Raw genomic sequence first — 23570 nt, forward strand, 5'->3', positions numbered from 1 at the left:
AACTAGTAATTCTATTTAGCTTGTTAGTTTTTTTTTATGTTATAAATTAGTTTACCAAATTCTCAGCTAATTCTCAGTTTTTATTAATGGTTTACTCAGTTTTGTTTTTTATAATACAAATATCAGTTGGAAGATGTCCATAAAGTGTAACTTATAGATTGATGAGGTGATTCTATTTGAATGAAGTTATGACAGTATTAGGTGTATTAGCTATATTAATAATTTCAGTAATTATAATAGTTATTTTTGTGACTAGAGATGATGGCAAAGGTACAGTAATAAGAAATAGTTATGGATTAGGCACTATCATACATTTGAAAGCCACAGGAAAAGGTGCTGAAAAAGCAATAACTGAAGCAATAACAAAAATAAATGACATAGATGATAAAATGTCAGCATTCAAAGAATCAAGTGAGATAAAAAGAATAAATGCTAAGGCAGGAAGTTCTTATGAGATTGTAAGCAAAGACACATATGATGTAATAGAAAAAGCTGTTAGGTATAGTGAAGTTTTAGAAGGAACTTTTGATCCAACTATAAGACCGCTAGTAGAACTTTGGAATTCAAGTGGAAAGCAAAAGAAAGTTCCTGAGAAGAATAAGATTAAAGAAAAAATACAGCTTGTGAATTATAAGGACATAATCCTAGATAAAACAAATTTCTCAGTAAAACTTAGAAAGTACGATCAACAACTAGATTTAGGTGGCATTGCAAAAGGCTATGCTGCTGATGAAGTTAGAAATATATTTAAGAAATATAAGGTTAAGAGTGGTCTTATAGATCTTGGAGGTAATATATATGTTCTCGGCAATAAAGAGAATGGAAGTCCATGGACAGTAGGAATACAAGATCCCTTTAAACCAAGGGGAAATTATGTTATGACAATAAATGTAGCTGACAAGTCTGTAGTAACTTCTGGAGATTATGAAAAGTATTTTATTGCTGAAGGAGATAAGTATCATCATATTTTAGATGTAAGAACAGGATTTCCTGCTGAAAGTGAAATTGTTAGTTCAACAGTAATATCTGATAATTCCATAGATGGAGATGGTTTATCAACAGGATTGTTTATTTTAGGTGTGGAAAAATCGCTAAAAATTTTAGAAGCTGTGGATGGAATTGATGGCATTTTTATAACTAAAGATAAAAAGATATATGCAACTGAAGGAATTAAGAAGTTATTAACAATAACAAATGAAGAATTTAAACTTGAGACAATATAATATTGCCCAGAAATTAAAATTGTCTCATGAATCAATTAATGATTTATTTACTTGCTAAGAACTATTTTTAAAGCTTTGCTAGTTCATGAGTAGAGACTTTAGGATATAAGTTTTATTAAGAAGTTTATCATTAAAGAATAATAATATTAAGCTAAGTCGTCGCTTAGGAGGAGTAAAAACATGGCTAAGAAAATAAAAAAAATGCAGATATTAAGACATATAGTTCAATTGGTGTTCTTTATATTACTACCTGGTCTTTATACATTGACCTTTACTGAACTTAAAACTGTATACAAGATGATAATTAGTGGTAATTTTCACTTTATTAAGGCACTGCCAGCTTTAAGTGAATTTGTCATAGTTATTCTTTTTACTGTGCTTATGGGAAGAGTTTTTTGCGGATGGTTTTGTGCTTTTGGAACATATAATGATTGGATACATCTGATAGCAAAGAATGTATTTAAGGTTAAGTTTAAAGTAAATGAAAAAGTAGATGCAGCATTAAAGTATGTGAAGTATGGTGTTTTGCTTATGCTTTTAATAGTTACATGTACACTAGGAAGTAATATTTTAGAAGGTACAAGTCCTTGGGATGCTTTTGCTCAAATAACTGATTTTTCAAATGTTGTTTCAGGTTTACTTATAGGTCTTATACTATTAGTACTTATAACAATAGGCGCATTTTTTGTTGAAAGATTCTTTTGTAGATACTTATGTCCTCTAGGAGCAGTATTTTCAATAATCTCTAAGATAGGAATTTTAAAGATAGATAAGCCAACTGATAAATGTGGAAAATGTAGAGCTTGTACTAATGTATGTTCAATGGGAATACCTCTTTATAAAAATGAGAGCGTTAAAGGTGGAGAATGTATTGAATGTTTAAAATGCATAGAGATATGTCCTAGAAAGAATACTATTGTAAATATAGCTGGAGAAGATTTAAACCCAGCATTAGCTAGTTCTGTAGCAATTGCTACCTTTGCTGGTGTTTATGGATTAACTAATCTTACAGGTGCAGTTTTAACTAAGGCTGGAATATCTTCAGCAAGTAGTATTACTGTCAGCTCAAGTGCTCCAAATAAAACATCTAATTATAAAGATGGAACATATACTGGCAGTGGTACAGGGTTTAGAGGTGGTACAACTACAGTTTCGGTTACAGTACAAAACGGTCAAATAACTGATATTCAAACTGTATCTTCGCAAGATACTCCAAGATATTATGACAGGGCATCAGGTACTGTAATGAATGAAATAATTTCAGCACAGTCAACTCAAGTTGACACAGTTTCAGGTGCTACCTTCACAAGTAATGGAATCATAAGCGCAGTTCAGAATGCTTTAAGTCAAGCAACTAATGGTTCTGCTTCAACAAGCACTAGTAATGAAAATAATTCTAGTGAATCATCAAGCAGTAATAGTTCTTCCGATAATAATACAAATTCAAATGAACAAAATAACAATGCAAATGGAAGTTCAGGGGTTGAGCATAAAGATGGAAACTTTGGTGGAGCAAATGAAAGCAGTCAAGCTAGTAATGGGGCTTCAAGTAGCGCATCAACTAATAATGCAACTTCAAGTAGTTCTTCAAGCAGTAGTTCAGGATCTAATTCAAGTGCTTCATCTAGTACAGTGTCTGCTAAATATAAGGATGGAACATATACAGGTACAGGTACTGGATTTAGAGGAGGTACAACAGAAATGTCTGTTACTATAGCTGGTGGAAAAATCACTAAAGTAGAAACAGTATCTTCTCAAGATACTCAAAGATTCTATAGCTATGCTGAAAATACTATGACAAGTGAAATTGTTTCAGCACAAGCAGCTAATGTAGATACAGTTTCAGGAGCAACCTTTAGCAGTAGAGGAATCATTGAAGCAGTTCAAAATGCTTTAAGTAAGGCAAAATAGTAGTATATATAAACAAAATTAAGTTATAACAATATAAAAATAAAAGAATATAACAACAAAAAAAATATAAGAATTTATAGATAAATAGAGGCTTTGCAGGCTTAAGATGATTTGGCAAAAGGTAAGCTTATCTATAAATAACAGCATAGAATACTTAAGTGGTCTAGGATATTATGTGTATTAGCATAATATCCTAGACTTAATGCTTTTTAAAATTGTTTTCATAATAAGCGGCTGAATTAATTTCGTTTAAAGCAAGTGTCTATATGATCATCTATTATTCCTACCGCTTGAAGATAAGAGTACACTATAGTTGTACCTAAGAATTTAAAACCTCTTTTCTTTAAATCCTTGCTAATTCTATCCGACAAATCTGTATTCGATGGAAGTTGTGATAAGTTATCCCAGTGATTTATAATCTGTTTATTGCTAACAAAGCTCCATATGTAATTATCAAAGCTGTCAAACTCGTTTTGGATCTTTAAAAATTCCTTTGCATTGCTAATAGAAGCTTCAATCTTTCTTCTATTTCTTATTATGCCTGCATTACTTAGTAATTCCTCTATTTTTTTCTCATCATATTGAGATACCTTGATAGCATCGAAATCATCATAAGCCTCTCTATAATTTTCTCTCTTTCTTAGTATGGTAATCCAACTTAAACCGGCTTGAGCAGATTCTAGAACAAGAAATTCAAAATGTTTTTTATCATCATGGACAGGAACACCCCATTCTTCATCATGATATTTAGTATATAACTCATCATTTCCGCACCAAGAACATCTATTCATAATACAACTCCTTGCAATTTTATTTATAACAATAATTTATATATACCAGCTTTAAGATAATAACTATATTCATAAGAACTTATGTTTTTATCTCAATATCGATTTTATCATATTTCACAAATTTAATCCTGCAATTAGCCAATGACTTTTTTATTCTTAAGATCATACTTCTATAAAAATATATAAATTTCATTAGAGATGCTAGTGAAACATTATATAAGGTATAATTATTTAAGGGAATTATTTTAAATAATGAACTTTTTTTACAATTAATTGTCTTACTTAATGAATGGAGTTGGGAGGAGATAAAACTTTGGAAGAGAAAGAACTTTTAACTAGGGCTAAAGCTGGAGATAAACGGGCACTTAGCTCATTAATTGAGCAGAACTATAGAACTCTTAATGGTTTTATAATAAAGCTTACTGGAGAGACTTATCTCTCTGAAGACTTACTTCAAGAGACTCTTATGAAAGCAATTATAAATATAAAATCCTATAAGGGCGAAAGTAAGTTTTCAACATGGCTTATAAAGATAGCCTTGAATTTATATAGAAATAATTATAATAGGCAAAAAAAGATTAAGTTTGATGAACTGAGTGACGATTCTTTTGTAAGTAATGGATCGGAAGTCGAAGACAAAATAGAAGCAAAACTGCAGGTAGAAGAAGTTTTAAAGGAATTACAAACTTTAAGCTATGAAAAAAGAGTAACCTTTATATTAAAACATTATTATGGCTACAGCTTAGAGGAGATAAGCAATATAATGGGGTGCGCAGAAGGGACTGTAAAGTCACGATTACACAATACTATTAAGGAGTTAAAGAGTATGTTTAAGTCTAAGGAGGTGTCTATTTATGAAAAGGAATGAAGAAATTTATGATGAATATTGCTTGGATAAAGATAATTTGCTAGATGACAGCTCATTAGAAGATTTAGGATTTATTAAACAATTAAACGTCACTGATTTAATTGATAAGGCTCAGGAGAAAGAAAAAAAGAAAAAGCTTATTATATCTGACTTTGTATATGGAGGAGTAGTGATTTTAGTACTTATAATACAGTTTAATATATTACTTAAAATGGGTGTTGTTATATGGATAAGTATAAATAGTTTTATATCTCTTTTAATACCATTTGTCATGCTTCCTAAATTACAAAAGAGAATTAAAGGAGGGATTATTTCATGAATTTAGGTGAGTTTGCTATCTTTACTGGAAGCTTTGTTATTCTTATATTTTGGCTTGGACAGTCGCTGTGGATATATTTAGACGCACGAAATAGAAATGAGAGATTTGCATTGGGATGGGCTATTTTAGCACTATTCAGCGTTCCTGTTTCATTAATAGTCTATCTAATGGTTACGAGAGGAAGAGAAGAAAAGTGTAAAGTTTGTGGGACATATTTAGAACGAGGATTAACCATATGTACAAATTGTGGTAAAGATGTAGGAAAGATTTGCACAGGTTGTGGAAACATTATGAAGGAAAGTTGGAATTATTGTCCTAAGTGTAAGACTAAGTACCGAGATAATTAATTTTAATATTTAGGAGGAAATTGATATGGATATATTTAAAAAGTATAAACTTATATGGATAGTATTTATCGCAGTGATAATGGTAGTGGCATTAGCAGTTACAGTATTGATAAAGGGTGCATTTAATGGTAAGTTCTATGCCGATAGTTTTAGTGAGAGAGGAGCTTTTGAAACCTCAACACTTAATTCATGGAATAAGAGTTACAGCTATTTTAATGGTACTGTAAATAAGAGAATAAAAGTTAAGGCTGATGAGGAATTGACTATTAAGTATTCATCTTCAGTAAAAGAGGGAAACTTGAAAATTGTCTTTTTCAATGAAGAGGATAAAGAAATAAAAAATCTACTTGAAGATAACAGTGGTGTATTTAAATATACAGCAAAAGAAAAGGGTACTTGCCATATACAAGTTGTAGGAGAAAAAACTAAGGGAGAGTTTAATCTTTCCTGGAAGTGAAGCTGATAAAGGATTCCTATATCGAAACTTAAGTTATACTTGTTCGATAATCCTGGTTTCTGGGGATTATCGGGCATGTATAACCTAATAGTTAAATTGGTATCTAATATATTTTAAATTTATAGAACTGGGATATCTATATGAATATCCATGTAAAATCATAATACAGATTATTACGGTGTATATAATAAATTCTTAGTAAATAAGCAGAATAAATGGTATAATCTGATATGAAAATTATTGGTTTAGAGAATTTGGAGGACTTCAAATTGGAAGAAAAATTAGATACAACAGAAGTAATGAATTTTAATAACTTAGATAGTGAAAACAAGGTTGTTATAGATAGCAATGAAGAGATATGGAATAAAGAAACCTATAATGCATGGGTTAATAGATTTGGAACACCAGAAGAGGCAGCAGAGAGAATAAGCAAAAATCCTGAAGGCTTACTTTCTATACTTCATGGTAAGTTTGGTGATGTAAGAGGAAAGAAGATAATGAACTTGATGGGGTCCAATGGTAATAAGGCTGTTGCATTAGCTTTGCTTGGAGCACAAGTTACTGTAGTTGATTTCTCAGAAGGTAATAAGAGATATGCTTTGGATCTTGCAAAAGCAGCAGGAGTAACAATAGATTATATAGTATCTGATGTATTAAAGCTGCCAAAGGAACAGTTGTTAGCTAATTATGATATTGTATTTGCTGAGATGGGGATACTACATTACTTTACAGATCTTGCTCCATTTATGAAGGTAATTTACGAGCTTCTTGATAAAGACGGTATCGCTTTAATAAGAGATTTTCATCCTATATCTACTAAGCTCATAAGTTCTAGAGGTTCAACTGCAAAGGTACGAAAGCATAAGGTAACTGGTGACTATTTTGATACTTCTTTAGAAGAAAAGGATGTATCTTATCATAAATATTCGGAGAATGACGAACCTAAAAAAGTATTCCTTCGTAGATGGACCCTTGGAGAAATAGTAACAAGTGTTGCTACTTCAGGTCTAGTTATTAAAAGTTTAGAAGAAGAACCTAATTTATCTTCAGAAGTGTTTGATAAGGGAATTCCTAAGACTTTCACTATTGTTGCTGAAAGAACTTTATAGAAAATGAAAAAAGATGAAATGAAAATGGAATGTTAAAATATTTCAACAATCATTTCATCTTTTTTTTATGTTAAATTTCCTTGTTTCTTATAAAGTCTTCTTTAATAGCCTTTAAGTTTTCTTTATCTGTGAATAGTGAAAGTGCAGTAATTGCTAAAATCTTAGCGCCTACTATAAGTCCATAATCACCTTCTTGAGATACGGCAGCTTCTCTAAAATCTACAGTGTGACCAATCAAAGTTTCAGGTCCTATTTTCACATGAGGATGTATAGTTGGTACAACATGGCTTATGTTTCCGACATCCGTGGATCCAAAACCTTTGTTTTGCTCAGTTGATACTTGTAATCCAAGCAGAGCAGCTTTCTTTATAAATAATTCATCGAAAGTTTTATTGATGAGGATATTGTCAACTTTATTTTGAAAAGCAATTATATTGACTTTAGCACCCGTAGCTAAAGCAGCTCCTTGAGCTATATGCTTTATTTTTTCGGTAACTTCATTACAAGTTTTTCTTGTAGCTGCTCGTATAAAGAATCTAGCTTTAGCATACTCAGGAATTATATTAGGAGCATCTCCTCCATGAGTTATTATTCCGTGGATTCGAACATCAGGTGTAACATGCTGTCTTAATGCATTTATTCCATTAAAAAGTGCTATTACAGCATCTAAAGCATTTATACCTTCATGTGGAGATGCCGCTGCGTGAGCGGGCTTACCTCTAAACTCGAAATCCAATGGATCAACAGCAAGAGAAGGGCTAGTTGGATGATTTTTATTGCCTGGGTGGATTATTAAACTAGCATCTACATCAGATAGTAGTCCATGATGTACGAAACTACCTTTAGCGCTTCCATTTTCTCCGCCTTCTTCGGCAGGAGTTCCTAAAACTCTTACTTCACCACCAATTTCATCTAAAACTTTTGATAATGCTATTGCTGATGCTGTACTTAGAGCGCCGATTATATTATGACCACAAGCGTGACCTAGTCCGGGAAGGGCATCATATTCAGCTAAAAACGCAATAGTTGGCCCATCCTTAGGTGATCTTTTACTAGCTATAAAAGCGGTTTCATGGCCGGCGACACCAGTCTCAATATCAAAACCTTCTTTAGCCAAGGTATCAGACAGTAAGGCAGAAGCAAAAAATTCTTTGTTTCCAACTTCAGGCTTATGGTGGATACTATGACTTATGTCTATAAATTTATTTTTACTTTTTTCTATTTCATCTATAACCTTTAATTCTAAAAAACTTAATTTACTACTCAATTTAATTTCCCCCTTTTTATAAAATGTTGCCCCATAAACTTTAAGTATAGAGTGTCATAACTTAGTAGTTGAAGTTAGAGCTCTATGGTACTATTTTTATATTTATATGTTTTGTATTTAAACTTGGCATACATCAATCCATAATGCTTTAGTAAGTTTCTCTATATCGTTAGGAGTTATCTTCAGTGCTACATTGTGTGCACCGGCTGCTGGATACACATGTTCAAAGTCTCTTATAGAGATATCTAAGTATATGTCAAGTTTGTTTTTTAAACCAAAAGGACAAACTCCACCAACTGGATGGCCAGTTACGTTAAGCACTTCATCATGATTCAACATTTTGGCTTTAAGATTAAAATGGTGTTTATACTTTTTGTTATCTATTTTTGCATCTCCTCGAGTTACAACAAGAATATCCCTGTCTTTAAGTTTGAAGGCTAAGGTCTTTGCAATATACTGAGGATCAATACCTAAAGTTTTTGCGGCAAGTTCAACAGTAGCTCCACTGGATTCCAGTTCGAAAACTGGATCTTCCAAACTATTTGTTAAAAAATAATTTCGTACACTTTCAATACTCATTTTTACACCTCGGTTTATTTAGTTAAACAGCAAGTGTTTTATAGTTTAGAAACTACAAAAACAAAAAAATCTTCATCCACGAATGGAAGAAGATTTAAAATGCATGCCTATTAAGGCCTATATTTTAAGTAACATCTTCCCCATCTTTCAGAAATAAAACTCCTGTTGGATTTAGCACCGTGCATGCAAATGAAACATGTTGGTTGCTGAGACATCTTAGGGCCATTCCCTCCGTCTCTCTTGATAAGGTATTTACTGTTTAATCAATATTGATTTGTATATTTTATTTAAATTCAACTTTATCATGCATGACAAGTTTGATTTAAATAGAATTATAGACGCAAAAATTTTCCATGTCAAGGTATGTTACTAAACTTATTGAATTACTAAGAAAAAATTAATTTCATGAATTACTAAGTATTTTTTAGCATATGAATATAGAGATATATATTAGGCTAAATTCAAGTTTAAACATGATTAAACTAAAATTTTTTTGAAAAATTTTTAAAGTATAAATAAATATATATTATATATTTATTTAAATGCTTTAAGGTGAAACTAAAGGTAGTCTTTTTACAAAAATATCTAAAATTTGGTATTGACAGTTAAAAAAATCATAACTATAATTGGTTTCAAGCCGAAGTTATAAAAAACGAATATGATCCTTATCTAGAGAAACTGAGGGACTGGCCCGATGAAGTTTCAGCAACCGGCGTGTGTTCATTTATTCGCAAGGTGCTAATTCCTGCAGACTTATGTGTCTGAAAGATAAGGAAAGATGCTACTTGTGAATTACTCGTATTTGGGTTGTTTACTAAGTCCTCTTTCCTTATTGGAAAGAGGACTTTTTTATCGACTTTTTAGTAAAGGGGGAAATAAAATGATTTGGTTAAAGAATGTATCAAAGACTTATCACTCCAAAGATGGCAAAGTAGAAGCTGTAAAGAATGTAAACCTGCATGTTGAATCTGGTAAGATTGTTGGAATAATAGGTTACAGCGGAGCAGGAAAGAGTACTTTGATTAGATGTATAAATTTACTCGAAAAACCTACCAGTGGCGAAGTTATTGTTAGTGATAAGGATTTAACGAAACTATCACAAAGAGAGCTTAGGAAAAGCAGAGAAAAGATAGGTATGATATTTCAACACTTCAACCTTATGAGAAGTAGAGATGTTTTTGAAAATGTAGCATATCCGTTAAAAGGAAAAGGACTAAATAGAGAGCGGATAAAAGAAAAAGTTGAAAGCTTACTAAATCTAGTTGGTTTGAATGATAAGGTAAGAGCATATCCCTCCCAGTTAAGTGGAGGTCAAAAACAAAGAGTTGCAATAGCGAGAGCTCTTGCAAATGATCCACAGGTACTTTTATGTGATGAAGCTACTTCTGCTCTTGATCCTGAAACAACACACTCAATACTTAGTCTATTAAAAGAAATAAATGAAAAATTAGGACTCACTATAGTCTTAATAACTCATCAGATGGAAGTAGTTAAGGAAATATGTCATGAGGTAGCAGTGATGGATAAAGGAGAAGTGGTTGAAGAGGGAAATTTAGTGCAGATATTCTCAGAACCAAAAGCTCAAATGACTAAAAATTTTGTTTCAACAATTTTTAAATATGATAAAATCTATGAACTCCTAAATAGCAATTCTTTCATTGGAGAACTTACAGAGGAAGAAATTATAGCTAAGATATCTTTTGTAGGACAGAATACAGGTCAGGCCTTCATTTCAAAGCTTTCTAGAAAGTTTAAGGTAGATGCAAGTATACTTTTTGGAAATATAGAGATCATTCAGCAGATTCCAGTAGGAAATTTGATTGTAAAACTAAATGGTGCAAGAGAAGGTATTAGATCAGCCTTTGACTATTTAGAAGAGAAAAACGTACATGTGGAGGTGATACGAGATGCTTCAAGTCTTACAAAGTCTTATGCCTAATGTAATAGAATTATTTCCAGATATGATAAAGGCATTAGGTGAAACCTTGCTTATGGTTCTTATCGCAGGAAGTATATCCACAGCAATAGGGCTTCCTATAGGCGTCACTCTTGTAGTGACAAGACCAGGAAATATACTTGAAAACAAAGTCATATATAGTATTTTAGGCAAGATAATAAATATATTTAGGTCTATACCTTTTGTTATACTTTTGGCAGCTATTATACCATTAACACGGTTTGTAGTTGGAACAACAATTGGTCTCAAAGGAGCGATAGTTCCACTGGTTTTAGGGTCTGTACCTTTTGTAGCAAGACAGATAGAATCAGCACTTTTAGATATTGATAGTGGAGTAATAGAGGCTGCGCAAGCTATGGGTTCAAGTGCTTTTGAGATAATATATAGAATCTTTCTTAAAGAAGGACTTCCGGGAATAGTCTATGCACTTACAATAACTACAGTTAGTCTAATTGGTTTTTCTGCAGTGGCTGGAACTGTTGGAGGAGGAGGGCTTGGAGATTTTGCTATAAGATATGGATATCAATATTTTAAAACTGATATCATGGTAGCAACAATAATAATCCTTTTAGTTTTAGTTAATGGAATACAAAGTTTTGGGGAGCTTTTATTAAGAAGATTAAAGCATTAATTTATATAAATAAAGAGACTAAATAAAAATATAAAATAGGGGGCATTTTATTATGAATATAAAAAGAATAGGGGCAATAGCAATAGCATTAACAATTGGGGCAACAGCATTAGCAGGATGTGGAGCAAAATCAGCTTCTGGAGAAAAGAAGAAGGAAGTTATAAAACTTGGGGTGACAGGAGATGATCACAGAGTATGGGACAATGTGAAAGAGAGGTTAGCAAAAGAAAATATACAGTTAGATATCGTGACTTTTAGTGACTACGTAAGGCCTAATCAAGCTCTAAACGATGGAGATATTGATGCAAATGCATTTCAGACTATAGCTTATTTTGATCAATTTAAAAAGGATCATAACTTAGATTTAACTTCTATAGGTTATACTGTCTTAGCTCCAATGGGGATATATTCAAAGAAAATTAAAGATATAAAGACTTTGAAGGATGGAGCAAAGGTAGCTATTCCTAATGATGCAACTAATGAAGGAAGGGCGCTTTTATTATTACAGGATGCAGGTCTAATCAAGCTTAAGGAGGGCACAGGAATTAAGCCAACATTTAAGGATATTGTTGGAAATACTAAAAAGCTTAATATAACAGAGTTAGTTGCAACGCAAATTCCAAGATCAATTGAGGATGTTGATATAGCCGTTATAAATAATGGAGTAGCTGTTGATGCTGGTTATGCTCCGTTAAAGGATTCTATTTATATAGAGGATACTAAGAAGGAAAGTTCAAAAAATTACTTTAATCTTATAGCTGTGAGAACAAAGGATAAGGATAGCACACTCTTAAAGAGGCTTGTAGAAGTATATCAAACTGACGAAACCAAGAAAGTTATAGAAGAAACAACAAAGGGTTCATCTATACCAGTGTTTTAATTATAAAGCAAACTTTCAATTATGTTTATTAAGAGGGTAAATAATTATAGATAGAAATTTATAGAGGGTGAAAGAAGAGGGGGAATCCCTCTTCTTTGATATTTAAGAGAAATTTTACTTCAACCCATAATGTAGTTCAGCAAACTGATTAAATTTTCTTATGTTTTTAAGTCTTAGTTCTAACTCAAAATCAATTTCTTTAAACAAAGGAATGCCTTTTCCAATTATAGTTGGAGCAACTGTAATTATAAATTCGTCAACTAATCTTTCTTTTATAAAATAATGTAATAGATCGCCGCCGCCTTCTACCCATATGTTTCCACTATTAGAGTTCTTAAGCTTATTAATAAAAGAAACCACATCTTCATTTATAAATTGCACATTTTCATTTTTTCCTACCAAAGTGTTAGAGAATACATAACAGGACTTATCTTTATAAGGAAAGTTACCCTTTTCATTTGTTATTATCCAATCATAAGTTTTTCTACCCATAATAATAGTATCTATGGTTTCATAGAACTCTGAGTAACCATTATCACCTTCACCCTCTACTTTAAATAGCCATTCTAGGCCATCATCAGGTGTGGCAATATAACCATCCAGGCTAGTTGCAATATATAGGTATACTTTACTTTTATTATCCATAATTACTTCACTCCTTCATATTTATAGAGTACTTTGAAAAATTAAATTTTCATAAAAGGGTTTATCTTATTATAACAATAGTATTCCGAGTATAGCTATTAATTATCTATATTGCAAGTATTACTTTACCTATAAAATCCAAGTATAAAGTAGTATAATAGATGTTAAAAGTAATTTGATACAGTAAGAAAAGGGGGCATTTTGGTGTTTTCAGAAAAAGTAATAAATAATTTAAGTAATTCATCTTGGATAAGGTTGATGTTTGAGGAAGGAGAAAGACTAGCTAAAATTCATGGGGCAGATAAAGTATATGATTATAGTATAGGTAATCCTTATGCAGAACCGCCAAAGGAAGTTACAGATTCACTTAAAAAGCATATTCTAGGGGATGAAAAAGGAATCCATAGATATATGAGTAATGCAGGTTATGTGGATGTAAGAGAGAAGGTAGCTAAACTTTTACAAGAAGAAAGTGGAGTAGAACTTTCATATAATAATATTGTAATGACTGTAGGAGCCGCTGGAGGATTGAATGTTGTATTGAAGTCTATATTGAATCCAGAAGAAGAAGTTATTGTCTTCGCTCCATATTTTGTTGAGTACAATTTTTATGCTGACAATAATGGTGGGAAAACTGTAGTAGTACCACCTGACACTAAGACTTTTGAACCTAATATTGAAGCTTTTGAAAAGAGTATAAACAACAAAACAAAAGCTATTATTATAAATAACCCTAATAATCCAACTGGGGTAGTTTACAGTGAAGCAACGCTTAATAAAATAGCATCAATAATAGAGGCAAAAGAAAAGGAATATGGGATAACTATATTTGTTATTTCAGATGAGCCATATAAAGAAATTGTTTATGAGGATATAAAAATTCCTAGTTTATTATCTATATTTAAAAATGCTATAATAGTGAATTCTTTCAGTAAATCCTTAGGTCTTGCTGGGGAGAGAATAGGGTATATAGCAGCTAGCAGTAAGATAGAACAGATAGACTTACTAATAGGAGCACTAAGCTTTTGTAATAGAACATTAGGGTTTGTAAATGCTCCTGCTTTATTTCAAAAGGTTATAGCAGATTCATTAAAAGCAAAAGTTGATATAGGTGAGTATGAAAAAAGAAGAGATTTTCTTTATGAGAAGATTACTTCCTTAGGCTTTGAATGCGTAAAACCGCAAGGCGCTTTTTATTTATTCCCTAAAGCTTTAATTGAAGATGATGTAGAGTTTGTGAAAAGGGCTATGAAATATAATTTACTACTTGTACCAGGAAGCGGCTTTGGATGTCCAGGATATTTCAGAATGTCCTATTGTGTCAAGTTTGATATGATAGAAAATTCAATTCAAGCTTTTGAAAAACTAGTAGAAGAGTTTAAATAACATTATGTATTAAGTCATTACTCATATTTATTCACAGATATAATTGAGTTATAAACTCCAAAAGAATAAAAAAGGCTGTTGCATAATGTATACAAGTCATAAATAATACGGAAGCCATGCATAACTTGGGAGATAATTCCTTTGTTACGCATGGCTTTATTCATATTAAAATAATAACTTGTTTAGTGATAGCTACTTAAACCTTTTATTAATAAACATCTAGGATTATGAATATATTTTGTGTTGCAAATAGTTCTGCTTCAATTTTATAGCAACATAGAGGCAAGCCTAACTCTTAATTTTAAAATACTTTTTGAACTTTCATGTATTTGTATCATATATGTTATAGTTTGATTTAGTATCTGAGAGAATAAATTGTTATCAAAGTGCATCTTTAAATTAACATTCCTTTTGCCAACTGTACTACAAGTTTGATGTTTATTGCATAAGCAAGCTAGCACCCATGCATCATTCGCATTTATATCACTTAAGAAATATAACATATAAGGATATTTATCAAATACTTTTTTATAAAATGCTTTAATTTCTGGGATTTCATATATTTCTCGAGGATCATCATTGTAGCCGTCAATTTGAAAAACTATATTATTTTTATATTTTTTAATTCCATGTCGTCTAAAAACATTTAACATTTTATCTATTTCTTGCAAGTCTAAAGCTTCAATATAATTTTTATTGAGTATCATTATATTTAACTTTCTATCATCAGTATAATTGCCCATTTGCTCCTCCTTATTTAATAAAATGGTTAAAATGTAAGCATACCTTGGGATAATATCTATATTTTAGGTTTTGTTATATTTATTATAGTATTTATAATAACATATGCAATGCTCTAATTTCATAAAAATGTAAAATTAAATACCTATTATGATGAGTTTATAAAAAATTCAAATAAAAAACTTTAAATATGTGATATTATATTACATAATTGACTCTTCCAAATATGTTTTAACGCGTATTGTATATCTGTATTATATTTAAATGATACGTGAAATTTAAGCATATATACAAAGAAATATTTAAGGTTTTATTAAGTTTAAGTATATATAACTAAGCTTGAGTAAGAACAAAAGTTATAAAGTAGGTGATGTGATGATTTCAGCAATATACAGTATAGATAATTCAATCCTGGATTTTATTAAGAATAACCTTCATTCATTTTGGTTAGATAAGATAATGATCGCTTTGACTGACTTAGGGGATGGTGGCATCATATGGATAGCAATAGCCTTAGGGCTAATTGTTAGCAAAAAATATAGAAAATCAGGGTTCATGCTACTAATGGCTATACTTATTGGTGCACTATTTGGAGAAATGATAATAAAGAATATAGTTCAGCGTGCAAGACCTTTTACTCATGTTCCAGGAATGGAATTATTGATTAATAAACCTAATTCTTATTCTTTCCCATCAGGGCATACCACTGCATCATTTGCTGCAGCGGGAATATTATCTTATTGTTTTAGAAAATATGCAATTGTGTTTTATTTTCTAGCAGGATTAATAGCTTTTTCAAGATTGTATTTATATGTACACTATCCTTCAGATGTATTGGGTGGGATGGTTTTAGGAAGTCTAAGTTGTTTATTAACTATTTATATATTTAAGAAATATATAAATAAACAAAAAAATATATAAAAATGATATTGGCCTTGCCATTTAGGCAGGGTTATATTTTTATTGAGAAAAACATTTATCAAAAGTTAGTTTAACAGTGTATTTTAATAAGGATGTATAGAAGGGAGTAGAGCTTAGCTAAATAAGGATATAGCTAAGTATATTATATGAATTTATCACAGATAAACCAATATCTAAGGAGTATGGAATTAAAGAAGGATAGAATTGATTCTTTTGAAGAGTATCCATTCTGTGTAAAAGCTGTGAGAAGCATAGAAAGGTTAGATTTTCACCCTAAAGTAACATTTTTTGTAGGTGAAAATGGATCTGGGAAATCTACAATTTTAGAAGCAATTGCAACAGCATATGGCTTTAATCCAGAGGGAGGAACAATAAATTTTAACTTCTCCACTAGTGATACTCATTCAGAATTATATGAGAATATTAAACTTATAAAAGGGGTGAAAAAACCACAGGATGGTTTCTTTTTAAGGGCAGAGAGTTTCTATAATCTAGCCACAAATGTGGAGGAATTAGAGAAAGATGCGCCAGGTATTTTTATGTCCTACGGAGGTAAATCCCTTCATAAACAATCACATGGAGAATCCTTTTTTTCAGTTTTTATGAATAGATTTAATGGACGCGGCTTGTATATATTGGACGAACCAGAAGCGGCATTATCTCCAGCTAGACAGCTTTCTATGATTGCAAGAATGCATAGTCTTTTGGAAAAGAACTCGCAGTTTATTATAGCCACCCATTCACCTATCCTTATGAGTTATCCTGATTCTATAATTTATGAGATAAGTGATAGTATTAGAGAAGTTAGATATGATGAAACAGAACACTATAATATAACTAAAGCATTTTTAAACAATCCATCAAAGATGCTGAAAATACTAATTGAAGAAAATGATGATTAGAATATAGAAACTCTTGGGTATTAGATAATACTTAAGAGTTTTTTGCTTTGTATTTTATTAGGGAAAAATCTTAGTTTATAAATAAAGTGCTAAAAAATTTAGGTGAAGAAGTAAAAAAATGAATAAATATTGCAATATGAGTAATTCAGGGCAAGTATCATTAAAAGTATATTATATTGATCAACTGGTTAATAAAGTAAAACGTGTTAAAATATAAACTGTTTTTGTTTTAAAATGAATGCATAAATTTATACATAAAACTGGAGGAATCATCATGAACAAGCTAAAGAACTCAAGAGTTGAAAAACAATTATTAATACCGTTTATATTTGGGATTTTGTTTATATTAATAGTTGATATCGTTGGTATTAGAGGAATGTATGCGTTAAAGAATAACTCGAAAGTTTTATTTAAGGACAAATTTGAAACTTTAAACACTATAAGTAATATACAGGATAATTTTTCTAACATAAAAATAGATCTTTTTAAACTTGTGTATCAAAAGAATAAGATTGAGAATGATGGATATTTAGAAAATGATATAAAAAGTCTATTAGATTTGAACAATAAGCAGTTTGAACAGTATAAAAATTTAACAAAGGGCGGAGAAGAAAACAAATTAGTTGAAGTACTAAAAATGGATATAGAACTTTATTCTAATGATGTTGAAAAGACTATAAATTCAATAAAAAATAATGACTACGAAAAAGCTGATTCTTATTTTGTACAAGATGTTACTCCAATGAGTGTTGGCGCGGAAGATACTATAAAACAAATAATTGATAATTTGAGTGTTAGCTCTTTAAAATTAGATACAACTAGTAATATTTTATTTAATAATTATTTATATGGAACGATTTCTGTAACTATCATTGGATTGGTTGCATCTGTATTAATGGGGAGAAGAATTGTGCTAAGTATTAGTAAATAGATGACAATTATATTTGAAAATGATATACTAGTTTTTAACATTTGAGTTAAAAGCTATATAAACTAAGTAATAAATACTTAGTTTGTAATAGTTTTTGTCTTCACAATATCTTTAAATAAAAGGGGGACAAGGGTTATGTTTTATGGAGAAAAGGTATGCTTAAGAGCTTATAAAGAAGAAGACATACCGAGAGCAGTAGAAATGGTAAATGATAGTGAACTAAAAAAACTGTTAGTTACGGGAATACCATTTCCTATGACTTCATGGGAAGAAGAGGAATGGGTAAAATCACAAAAGGGTACAGAGACAGGGCAATATAACTTTGCTATTGAAGATAAGCAAACAAAGAAATATATAGGTGGTTGTGGCATTCAGAAAGTAAACTGGCTAGCTCGCACGGCTACAGTAGGTATCATGATTGGAGATAAAGAATATTGGGGCAAAGGATATGGCACTGATGCGATGAAAGTGCTTCTAGACTTTATATTTAACAATATGAATATAAACAAAGTTAAGCTTGCTGTTTTTTCTTTTAATAAAAGAGCACAAAAGAGTTATGAAAAGTGTGGATTCATAGTTGAAGGAGTTCTTAAGGACGAGTTGTTTAAAGACGGAAAATACTATGATGAGATAGTTATGGCTGCCTTTAGAAAGTAATGTCCTATAGATTTGAATATTTAATTAACATTTATTATAGATAGCAATAAATATCTAAAAATTTATTGCTATTTTTATTTTTGTTATTTTATACAAAATTGGCATGGATACTGGATGTAGACGCTATATTTATGAAACAATAATAAAGATATTAAGTAAAATTTTGAAAAAGTAAACATTTTTAAAATAATGGTGCGTTAATTAATATAGACTGGCTGATTTTGACTATTATCGGCTAAATTAAAGAATATTTGAATATTTTGAAAATTGCCAAAATATTCAAGAGGGTATATAATGTGGAGGTGATTTAGCTTTATATTTTAATTAATATAAGTTTCATATCATTAATATTACAATAATTTATATACGGTATGAATATTGTTAATATGGGACAAGTAATAATATTAATAGCTAGTAAAAATTAAGATAAACTTATGTAAAGTAGGTGATATTGCAACGAAATAAGCTAAATATTTTTATTGATAGTATATCTAATAACCGCATTATATATGTATCAAAGGTCACTTGAATTCAATAAAAATCTCTTTAATCAAAAGTATTTGTTGTACAAACGTATGAATTTATGCTTACTATTATAAACATATGAAGAGTTACAGTTATCTTAAGATAATTGTAATGTTAGTACGCTATCATAAGTTAATAATACTATTATGAGGGAGATGTTATTTGTGACAGTTTATTTTGGCATAATTTATGGGGTTGTCATAATTTCGGCTTTGGTAATAATTTATCTTGCAAAGTACATATTCAAGCAGGATAAGGGTAATAAAAAGATGCAGGAAATTTCAGAAGCAATAAAAGAGGGAGCTATGGCTTTCTTAAAAAGACAGTATAGAACCATTACTCTAATTGCATTTATTGTTTTAATAATAATCACAGGTTCAGATTATTTTGCTAACAAATCTAAAGAAGGCGTAGATGCATTTAGTATCGCATGGCATACTGGAATCGCATTTGTTACAGGAGCGTTCTGCTCAGCTATATCAGGATATATTGGAATGTACATGACAGTAAACTGTAATGTAAGAACTGCTGAAGGGGCTAGAAAAGGCTTAAATAAAGCATTGCAAATAGCTTTTAGAGGCGGTACTATAACAGGTCTTGCAGTTACATCTTTATCACTTTTAGGAGTATCAACATTATTTTTAATATTTGGCGGTGCATCTGGAGACGATGCTCTGATAAAAGAAGCCCCATCATTAATTGTTGGGTTTGGTTTTGGTGCGTCTCTTGTGGCATTATTTGCTCAATTAGGTGGTGGGATATATACTAAAGCTGCTGATGTTGGAGCAGATTTAGTTGGAAAAGTTGAAGCTGGTATACCAGAAGATGATCCAAGAAATCCTGCAGTTATAGCTGACTTGGTTGGTGATAATGTTGGTGACTGTGCAGGAAGAGGAGCAGATTTATTTGAATCTACTGCAGCAGAAAATATAGGTGCTATGATACTTGGTGTTGCACTATATCCTGTATTTGGAGTTAAGGGGATTTTGTTCCCACTTGTAGCAAGAGCATTAGGGATTTTAGCATCCATAGTTGGTATATTCTTTGTAAACATTAAGGATGAAAGCAAAGATCCTATGATTGAATTAAATAAGGGTTATGGTATAACTACAATTATAGTATTAATCCTTTTAATATTTAACGTTAAGTACATGCTAGGAGGAACTCTTCCTAACGGTAATGAAATAAATTATTGGTTGCTGTATGGTTGTGCTGTTACTGGTATAGCACTAGGATATGCATTTGTAGTTTTGACTAACTACTATACTTCTTGTGATCATAGACCAGTTCAAGAGATTGCAAAATCTTGTGAAACTGGACCAGCTACTAATATAATTACTGGAATTTCTATAGGTATGGAATCAACTACTTTACCAGTACTACTTATTTCAGCTGCAATTTTTGCATCATATAAATTAGGAGAGGCAGCTCTTGGGGGAATAGCTAATTCGGGACTATATGGTACTGCCATAGCTACAATGGGAATGCTTTCAACTTGTGCATTCGTATTAGCAATGGATACTTTTGGGCCTATAACTGATAATGCAGGTGGAATAGCAGAAATGTCTGGTGCACCTGAAAAAGTAAGACTTATTACTGATAGATTAGATGCTTGTGGTAATACTACTAAGGCATTAACAAAAGGATATGCAGTTGGATCTGCTGCACTTGCAACCTTCCTTTTATTCTCAGCTTATCTTGATGAAGTTAAGAAGATATTAGGGAAGCCGTTAGATTCTTGGTTTAGTGTAGATATAGGTAAACCAGAGGTATTTATTGCAGCCTTTATAGGTGTTATGCTTGTATTTTTATTTAGTTCAACAGCTATAAGAGCAGTTGGAAGAGCAGCTCAGTATATAATTGTAGAAGTAAGAAGACAGTTTAAAGAAATCCCTGGAATAATGGAAGGAACAGCAAAACCTGACTATGCTAGCTGTGTTGATATAGTTACAAAAGGTGCTTTAAAAGAAATGATAGTTCCTGGTATTATTGTAATAGCAGTTCCTATATTAGTAGGTGTGCTTTTAGGAAAAGAAGCAGCTGCAGGATTTTTAATGATAAGTACAATAGCAGGTGTTGTAATGGCATTGTTCTTAAACAACAGTGGTGGAGCTTGGGATAATGCAAAGAAATATATTGAACTTGGAAACATGGGTGGAAAAGGCTCTGAAGCACATAAAGCTGGAGTTGTAGGTGATACTGTTGGAGATCCGTTTAAGGATACTGCAGGTCCATCACTCCATGTTTTGATTAAGCTTATAAGTACAATAACTTTAGTGTTTGTAGCTTTATTTAGATAGTGGCATCTTAATACTTTATATAGGAAATAGTTTCTTTAAAGGAACTGTTTCCTTTTTTAAAAAATATATTTAATAAGATAATGTTTTTTAAACAATAATTTATATTAGAAGAAAAATATGACTGGTACAATAAAGTATAAAGGTGATAGAATAGAATTACTATATAGATTTATAAAAAATAAGCTATAGTTTTTTAGAAAATATGACTTCTGAAACTTTTGAAGAAAATGAGATTGGTTAAGAAATTGTAGCAATACTATAGAAAAATGGATAAAGGAGTAATATGATTAATGCTATTTTATATGAATGAATTTCTGACAGCAGTATCTTTTGCGCTAGATTTTATAGAAATGGATTTAGCAGGAGTGACTTCTAACCACGGAAAGAGAACTGCATATATATCATTAAAAATAGCCAAAGAACTTGGTTTAAGTTTTAAGGAACTCCACGATATAGTGGCTTTAGGCATACTTCATGATATTGGTGCGGTAGAAAGAGGATTGGTTAGAAAAATTAATACAGAAAGTGAGTATAGTCTTAAAAATGCTGAAGATACAGTAGCTCATTGTAGTATTGGTGAAAATAGTATAAGTATGTATCCTTTTCTTACTGATGTAACTAATATTATTAAATATCATCATGAAAGATATGATGGGACAGGTTACTTTAATATTAAAGGTGAAGATATACCTAAGATGTCTCAAATAATTTCGTTGGCAGATGAGATAGAATTAAATTTTGATTTGAGAACTAACGATTTTCGAATCAGAAAAGAAATACATGATTTTATTAAAGGCAAAGCAAATACACATTATTCTACAAAATTAGTAGAAGCATTTATAAAGGTATCTAGTCACACCAGTTTTTGGATTGATTTAAAGGATAATTTTATAGCAGCAGCTTTACAAAAGGCACAGCCTAAGTACTCAGTTGAGATTTCTTTTGAGCAGATAAGATCTATAACTCAGGTGCTTTCTAGAATAATTGACTCAAAATCGCAATATACTCAACGACACTCAAAAGAACTATCAGAAAAAGTTGATGTTATGGCTCAATTTTATGACTATAGTGATGAAGAGAGATTTAAGTTGATAATAGCAGCTGATTTACATGATCTAGGTAAGTTAGCTGTGCCGAATGATATACTGGATAGTACTAGTTCCCTTAGTGAGGAAGAATTTTCAGTTATTAAAGAACATACTTACTATACTAGGGTTGCTCTAGAACAGATAACTGGCTTTGAAGATATTGCAGAATGGTCAGCTAATCATCATGAGAAGCTTAATGGGTTGGGGTATCCTTTTGGAAAAAGCCATAAACAATTAGATTTTAATTCAAGACTAATGGGATGCCTTGATATTTATCAGGCACTTACTGAAGAAAGACCCTATAGACAATTATTGGGACATAAAGAAGCAATGGATATACTAAATGATATGTGTAAGAATGGGTTTATAGATAGTAATATATGTAAGGATATAGATATTGTTTTTTCAAGTAGATAGATATAGATTTTTATAAAGGGTTGAAGATGTAATACTTATTAGTTTAATTTGATGATAAAGAAGCAATATTTAAGGCTTTAATATGAAAAAGTGAAAAAAATACATTGACAAAATTTATAAAAGTATTATAATTTAGGTATAGAGCAAAGGCGCTTTTACCAGTAGGGTAAAAGCGCCTTTGTTTTATAAAAGATTAGTTATGTTATTTCTTAATAATCATAATAATATATATAAAACCTTACTTTTCCCTTTCATGTGTGATAGATGATTCTATCACTTTTTTTTGTATAGGTATAAAAAGTAGAAAATTAATGCAAAATAAATCCATAATATTCCTAGAAGACAGGAGAGATACACTATGTGGCTTTTTAAATATCTTTTTAGTAAGAAGTATAGAGAAAGATATTACAATAATTTAATTGCCGATATTACTAGTACAGAATGTAACTTGGAAGAGGGAGATAAATTATATATAGAAATGAATATTCCTCATAAAGATATTGTTGTTAATAAAGAGCATACCAGCTAAACGATAAAGCCTACTCCCGCTTGCCATAAGAAAGTAGTATCCTTACAATTAAATAAAAAGGGTTATGTTAAAATTTATTTATTTACCTATTTATGGTATAATGTTAAAAATATACTTTTGTTTTTTGTTGATATAAAGATGTACCGCTTCAATCCGAAATCTATTTTTAAAACTCTCACTGGTTCTGGC

The 23570-nt window shown here is 30.9% G+C and carries 23 protein-coding genes and 2 riboswitches; of the genes, 18 read left to right on the plus strand and 5 right to left on the minus strand.

Annotated features, from left to right (window positions below; genetic code table 11):
• Positions 1-176: 176 nt before the first annotated feature.
• On the plus strand, positions 177-1223 hold the full coding sequence (locus OCU55_RS15170) for an FAD:protein FMN transferase (RefSeq protein ID WP_261853142.1): 1047 nt from the start codon (positions 177-179) through the stop codon (positions 1221-1223).
• A 180-nt stretch (positions 1224-1403) separates the two neighbouring features.
• On the plus strand, positions 1404-3134 hold the full coding sequence (locus OCU55_RS15175) for an FMN-binding protein (RefSeq protein ID WP_261853143.1): 1731 nt from the start codon (positions 1404-1406) through the stop codon (positions 3132-3134).
• A 239-nt stretch (positions 3135-3373) separates the two neighbouring features.
• Here the strand turns inward: OCU55_RS15175 and OCU55_RS15180 are convergent, their stop codons facing one another.
• Positions 3374-3925, minus strand: coding sequence for a DNA-3-methyladenine glycosylase I (locus OCU55_RS15180; protein WP_261853144.1), 552 nt, complete (start codon positions 3923-3925; stop codon positions 3374-3376).
• Positions 3926-4238: 313 nt separating this feature from the next.
• Here OCU55_RS15180 and OCU55_RS15185 point away from each other — a divergent pair, with 313 nt between their 5' ends.
• The 5 genes from OCU55_RS15185 to OCU55_RS15205 all read left to right on the plus strand — a co-directional run bounded on the left by OCU55_RS15185 (position 4239) and on the right by OCU55_RS15205 (position 7025).
• A complete protein-coding gene (locus tag OCU55_RS15185) occupies positions 4239-4793 on the plus strand; it encodes a sigma-70 family RNA polymerase sigma factor (RefSeq protein WP_261853145.1) in 555 nt (184 codons plus the stop codon).
• A complete protein-coding gene (locus OCU55_RS15190) occupies positions 4780-5112 on the plus strand; it encodes a hypothetical protein (protein WP_261853146.1) in 333 nt (110 codons plus the stop codon). Before OCU55_RS15185 ends, OCU55_RS15190 begins: the two co-directional genes overlap by 14 nt.
• Positions 5109-5459, plus strand: a complete 351-nt coding sequence (locus tag OCU55_RS15195) for a zinc ribbon domain-containing protein (RefSeq protein ID WP_261853147.1) — start codon at positions 5109-5111, stop codon at positions 5457-5459. Before OCU55_RS15190 ends, OCU55_RS15195 begins: the two co-directional genes overlap by 4 nt.
• 25 nt (positions 5460-5484) lie before the next feature.
• Complete coding sequence (locus OCU55_RS15200; protein ID WP_261853148.1) at positions 5485-5916, plus strand: hypothetical protein; 432 nt, start codon at positions 5485-5487, stop codon at positions 5914-5916.
• A 299-nt stretch (positions 5917-6215) separates the two neighbouring features.
• A complete protein-coding gene (locus OCU55_RS15205; protein ID WP_345795596.1) occupies positions 6216-7025 on the plus strand; it encodes a class I SAM-dependent methyltransferase in 810 nt (269 codons plus the stop codon).
• Between the two features lie 70 nt (positions 7026-7095).
• Here OCU55_RS15205 and OCU55_RS15210 read toward each other — a convergent pair whose 3' ends face one another.
• Both OCU55_RS15210 and OCU55_RS15215 read right to left on the minus strand, forming a co-directional pair.
• Complete coding sequence (locus OCU55_RS15210) at positions 7096-8292, minus strand: M20 family metallopeptidase (RefSeq protein WP_261853150.1); 1197 nt, start codon at positions 8290-8292, stop codon at positions 7096-7098.
• Between the two features lie 117 nt (positions 8293-8409).
• On the minus strand, positions 8410-8871 hold the full coding sequence (locus OCU55_RS15215) for a YbaK/EbsC family protein (protein WP_261853151.1): 462 nt from the start codon (positions 8869-8871) through the stop codon (positions 8410-8412).
• Between the two features lie 137 nt (positions 8872-9008).
• A riboswitch (SAM riboswitch) is annotated at positions 9009-9121 on the minus strand.
• Between the two features lie 412 nt (positions 9122-9533).
• Positions 9534-9646, plus strand: a riboswitch (SAM riboswitch).
• A gap of 105 nt (positions 9647-9751) precedes the next feature.
• Between OCU55_RS15215 and OCU55_RS15220 the strand changes: the two genes are divergently transcribed.
• Genes OCU55_RS15220 through OCU55_RS15230 form a run of 3 tightly spaced genes read left to right on the plus strand, consistent with a single transcriptional unit; the run spans position 9752 to position 12339 of the window.
• Complete coding sequence (locus tag OCU55_RS15220; protein ID WP_261853152.1) at positions 9752-10810, plus strand: methionine ABC transporter ATP-binding protein; 1059 nt, start codon at positions 9752-9754, stop codon at positions 10808-10810.
• On the plus strand, positions 10779-11459 hold the full coding sequence (locus tag OCU55_RS15225; protein ID WP_261853153.1) for a methionine ABC transporter permease: 681 nt from the start codon (positions 10779-10781) through the stop codon (positions 11457-11459). Before OCU55_RS15220 ends, OCU55_RS15225 begins: the two co-directional genes overlap by 32 nt.
• A 52-nt stretch (positions 11460-11511) precedes the next feature.
• Complete coding sequence (locus tag OCU55_RS15230; protein ID WP_261853154.1) at positions 11512-12339, plus strand: MetQ/NlpA family ABC transporter substrate-binding protein; 828 nt, start codon at positions 11512-11514, stop codon at positions 12337-12339.
• Between the two features lie 114 nt (positions 12340-12453).
• Here OCU55_RS15230 and OCU55_RS15235 read toward each other — a convergent pair whose 3' ends face one another.
• Positions 12454-12984: a dihydrofolate reductase family protein gene (locus OCU55_RS15235; RefSeq protein WP_261853155.1), complete on the minus strand. Its 531-nt coding sequence runs from the start codon at positions 12982-12984 to the stop codon at positions 12454-12456.
• A 204-nt stretch (positions 12985-13188) separates the two neighbouring features.
• On the opposite strand from OCU55_RS15235, the gene OCU55_RS15240 reads away from it, so the two are divergent.
• The gene (locus OCU55_RS15240; protein ID WP_261853156.1) at positions 13189-14370 is read left to right on the plus strand and encodes a pyridoxal phosphate-dependent aminotransferase; all 1182 of its coding nucleotides are present in this window, start codon (positions 13189-13191) and stop codon (positions 14368-14370) included.
• Positions 14371-14636: 266 nt separating this feature from the next.
• Here the strand turns inward: OCU55_RS15240 and OCU55_RS15245 are convergent, their stop codons facing one another.
• The gene (locus tag OCU55_RS15245) at positions 14637-15113 is read right to left on the minus strand and encodes a chlororespiratory reduction 6 domain-containing protein (protein ID WP_261853157.1); all 477 of its coding nucleotides are present in this window, start codon (positions 15111-15113) and stop codon (positions 14637-14639) included.
• Between the two features lie 373 nt (positions 15114-15486).
• Between OCU55_RS15245 and OCU55_RS15250 the strand changes: the two genes are divergently transcribed.
• The 7 genes from OCU55_RS15250 (at position 15487) to OCU55_RS15280 (ending at position 23381) form a co-directional block, all read left to right on the plus strand.
• The gene (locus OCU55_RS15250; protein ID WP_261853158.1) at positions 15487-16032 is read left to right on the plus strand and encodes a phosphatase PAP2 family protein; all 546 of its coding nucleotides are present in this window, start codon (positions 15487-15489) and stop codon (positions 16030-16032) included.
• Between the two features lie 146 nt (positions 16033-16178).
• Entirely contained in the window at positions 16179-16934 is a 756-nt protein-coding gene (locus OCU55_RS15255; RefSeq protein ID WP_261853159.1) for an AAA family ATPase, read from the plus strand.
• 274 nt (positions 16935-17208) lie between these two features.
• Positions 17209-17865 (plus strand): MCP four helix bundle domain-containing protein, encoded by a 657-nt coding sequence (locus OCU55_RS15260; protein ID WP_261853160.1) that lies wholly within the window; start codon positions 17209-17211, stop codon positions 17863-17865.
• Between the two features lie 135 nt (positions 17866-18000).
• Positions 18001-18522: a GNAT family N-acetyltransferase gene (locus OCU55_RS15265; protein WP_261853161.1), complete on the plus strand. Its 522-nt coding sequence runs from the start codon at positions 18001-18003 to the stop codon at positions 18520-18522.
• A 680-nt stretch (positions 18523-19202) separates the two neighbouring features.
• Entirely contained in the window at positions 19203-21347 is a 2145-nt protein-coding gene (locus OCU55_RS15270) for a sodium-translocating pyrophosphatase (RefSeq protein ID WP_427847060.1), read from the plus strand.
• A 290-nt stretch (positions 21348-21637) separates the two neighbouring features.
• On the plus strand, positions 21638-22852 hold the full coding sequence (locus tag OCU55_RS15275) for an HD-GYP domain-containing protein (protein WP_261853163.1): 1215 nt from the start codon (positions 21638-21640) through the stop codon (positions 22850-22852).
• Positions 22853-23210: 358 nt separating this feature from the next.
• Positions 23211-23381 (plus strand): hypothetical protein, encoded by a 171-nt coding sequence (locus OCU55_RS15280; protein WP_261853164.1) that lies wholly within the window; start codon positions 23211-23213, stop codon positions 23379-23381.
• Positions 23382-23570 lie beyond the last annotated feature (189 nt).

This window comes from Clostridium folliculivorans, assembly GCF_024341905.1.
Classification (GTDB): Bacteria; Bacillota; Clostridia; order Clostridiales; family Clostridiaceae; genus Clostridium_AR; species Clostridium_AR folliculivorans.